Consider the following 3,338-nt stretch of genomic DNA (forward strand, 5'->3'; position numbering starts at 1 on the left):
TAGCAAGGGGTTTTTAAGGGGAGCCTGACGATTACCTACTTTCACACGGGTATCCGCACTATCATCGGCGTGGAGTCGTTTCACGGTCCTGTTCGGGATGGGAAGGGGTGGTTCCAACTCGCTATGGTCATCAGGCTTAACTTGTATGTTCTGCTGACTTGGGTCAGCAAAACCAATTTGGAAGAAGCGTAGTACAACAAATATTGTGGGTTGTGAGTTGTATCGGCACAGCGATACTCACACCAGGAAAAACACACTGGTTATAGGATCAAGCCTTACGGGCAATTAGTATCAGTTAGCTTAACGCATTACTGCGCTTCCACACCTGACCTATCAACGTCCTGGTCTTGAACGACCCTTCAAAGGAATCGAGTTCCTAGGGAAGTCTCATCTTAAGGCGAGTTTCCCGCTTAGATGCTTTCAGCGGTTATCTCTTCCGAACATAGCTACCCGGCGATGCCACTGGCGTGACAACCGGTACACCAGAGGTTCGTCCACTCCGGTCCTCTCGTACTAGGAGCAGCCCCCTTCAAACTTCCAACGCCCACGGCAGATAGGGACCAAACTGTCTCACGACGTTTTAAACCCAGCTCACGTACCTCTTTAAATGGCGAACAGCCATACCCTTGGGACCGGCTACAGCCCCAGGATGAGATGAGCCGACATCGAGGTGCCAAACACCGCCGTCGATATGAACTCTTGGGCGGTATCAGCCTGTTATCCCCAGAGTACCTTTTATCCGTTGAGCGATGGCCCTTCCATACAGAACCACCGGATCACTATGACCTGCTTTCGCACCTGCTCGACTTGTCAGTCTCGCAGTTAAGCACGCTTTTGCCATTGCACTATCAGCACGATTTCCGACCGTACCTAGCGTACCTTCGTACTCCTCCGTTACACTTTGGGAGGAGACCGCCCCAGTCAAACTGCCTACCATGCACTGTCCCCGATCCGGATTACGGACCTAGGTTAGAACCTCAAACAAGCCAGGGTGGTATTTCAAGGACGGCTCCACAGAAACTAGCGTTCCTGCTTCAAAGCCTCCCACCTATCCTACACAGACCGGTTCAAAGTCCAATGCAAAGCTACAGTAAAGGTTCATGGGGTCTTTCCGTCTAGCCGCGGGTAGATTGCATCATCACAAACACTTCAACTTCGCTGAGTCTCGGGAGGAGACAGTGTGGCCATCGTTACGCCATTCGTGCAGGTCGGAACTTACCCGACAAGGAATTTCGCTACCTTAGGACCGTTATAGTTACGGCCGCCGTTTACCGGGACTTCAATCAAGAGCTTGCACCCCATCATTTAATCTTCCGGCACCGGGCAGGCGTCACACCCTATACGTCCACTTTCGTGTTTGCAGAGTGCTGTGTTTTTATTAAACAGTCGCAGCCACCAGTTTATTGCAACCCCTTCACCCTTCTGGCGCAGGCCAGTTAAGCTACAAGGGCGTACCTTATCCCGAAGTTACGGTACCAATTTGCCGAGTTCCTTCTCCCGAGTTCTCTCAAGCGCCTTAGAATACTCATCTCGCCCACCTGTGTCGGTTTGCGGTACGGTCTCGTATGACTGAAGCTTAGAGGCTTTTCTTGGAACCACTTCCAATTGCTTCGCGAACAAGTTCGCTCGCCCCACAGCCTTGAATTACGCGCCCGGATTTGCCTAAGCGCCTTCTCCACTGCAGGGACCGGGACTTCCAACACCCGGACAACCTTCCGCGATCCGTCCCCCCATCGCATCATACGACGGTGCAGGAATATTAACCTGCTTCCCATCAGCTACGCATCTCTGCCTCGCCTTAGGGGCCGACTCACCCTACGCCGATGAACGTTGCGTAGGAAACCTTGGGCTTACGGCGAGGGGGCCTTTCACCCCCTTTATCGCTACTCATGTCAGCATTCGCACTTCTGATACCTCCAGCATCCTTTACAAGACACCTTCACAGGCTTACAGAACGCTCTCCTACCATGCGAGCAAGCTCGCATCCGCAGCTTCGGTATATTGCTTAGCCCCGTTACATCTTCCGCGCAGGACGACTCGATCAGTGAGCTATTACGCTTTCTTTAAAGGGTGGCTGCTTCTAAGCCAACCTCCTGACTGTTTTAGCCTTCCCACTTCGTTTCCCACTTAGCAATATTTAGGGACCTTAGCTGGCGGTCTGGGTTGTTTCCCTCTTGACACCGGACGTTAGCACCCGATGTCTGTCTCCCGTGATTGCACTCTTCGGTATTCGGAGTTTGCTATGGCGAGGTAATCCGCAATGGACCCCTCAACCATGACAGTGCTCTACCCCCGAAGGTGATACACGAGGCACTACCTAAATAGTTTTCGGAGAGAACCAGCTATTTCCAAGTTTGTTTAGCCTTTCACCCCTATCCACAGCTCATCCCCTAACTTTTCAACGTTAGTGGGTTCGGTCCTCCAGTACGTGTTACCGCACCTTCAACCTGGCCATGGATAGATCACTTGGTTTCGGGTCTACACCCAGCGACTGAACGCCCTATTCGGACTCGCTTTCGCTACGCCTTCCCTATTCGGTTAAGCTCGCCACTGAATGTAAGTCGCTGACCCATTATACAAAAGGTACGCCGTCACCCCTTACGAGGCTCCGACTGTTTGTATGCATGCGGTTTCAGGATCTATTTCACTCCCCTCCCGGGGTTCTTTTCGCCTTTCCCTCACGGTACTGGTTCACTATCGGTCGATTACGAGTATTTAGCCTTGGAGGATGGTCCCCCCATCTTCAGACAGGATTTCACGTGTCCCGCCCTACTTTTCTCAAGCTTAGTTCCACACCAGGGTTTTCTCATACGGGGCTATCACCCACTATGGCCGGACTTTCCATTCCGTTTTGATAACACCGGTGCTAAATCTTGAAGGCTGGTCCCATTTCGCTCGCCACTACTTTGGGAATCTCGGTTGATTTCTTTTCCTGCAGCTACTTAGATGTTTCAGTTCGCCGCGTTCGCTCCACTAGACCTATGTATTCAGTCTAGGGTGACCCAAAGGGCCGGGTTTCCCCATTCGGACATTTGTGGATCAAAGCTTATTTGCCAGCTCCCCACAACTTTTCGCAGGCTATCGCGTCCTTCATCGCCTGTAATCGCCAAGGCATCCACCACATGCACTTATTCGCTTGACCCTATAACGAGTGTGTCTTTCGACACATTCTTCATAGGTTGAGTATTAGCGTTGTGCCGTATTCCAAGTCATCTTTCGATCACTTTTAATACATTTGATACAATCACAACCCGTACAATTTCCACGCGCCATCTCTAACGCGCTTCCGTTGTACTACTTCTTCTTCCAAATTGTTAAAGAACATAAACTGCATGACA

At 51.3% G+C, this 3,338-nt stretch carries 2 rRNA genes; both read right to left on the bottom strand.

Annotated elements, in window-relative coordinates:
* Window positions 1-22 precede the first annotated feature (22 nt).
* Window positions 23-135: ribosomal RNA gene (gene rrf / locus PAN31117_RS26820) — 5S ribosomal RNA — on the bottom strand.
* A gap of 129 nt (window positions 136-264) precedes the next feature.
* Window positions 265-3,142 (bottom strand): 23S ribosomal RNA (locus tag PAN31117_RS26825).
* Between the last annotated feature and the right edge of the window lie 196 nt (window positions 3,143-3,338).

The organism is Pandoraea anapnoica, assembly GCF_902459765.1.
Classification (GTDB): domain Bacteria; phylum Pseudomonadota; class Gammaproteobacteria; order Burkholderiales; family Burkholderiaceae; genus Pandoraea; species Pandoraea anapnoica.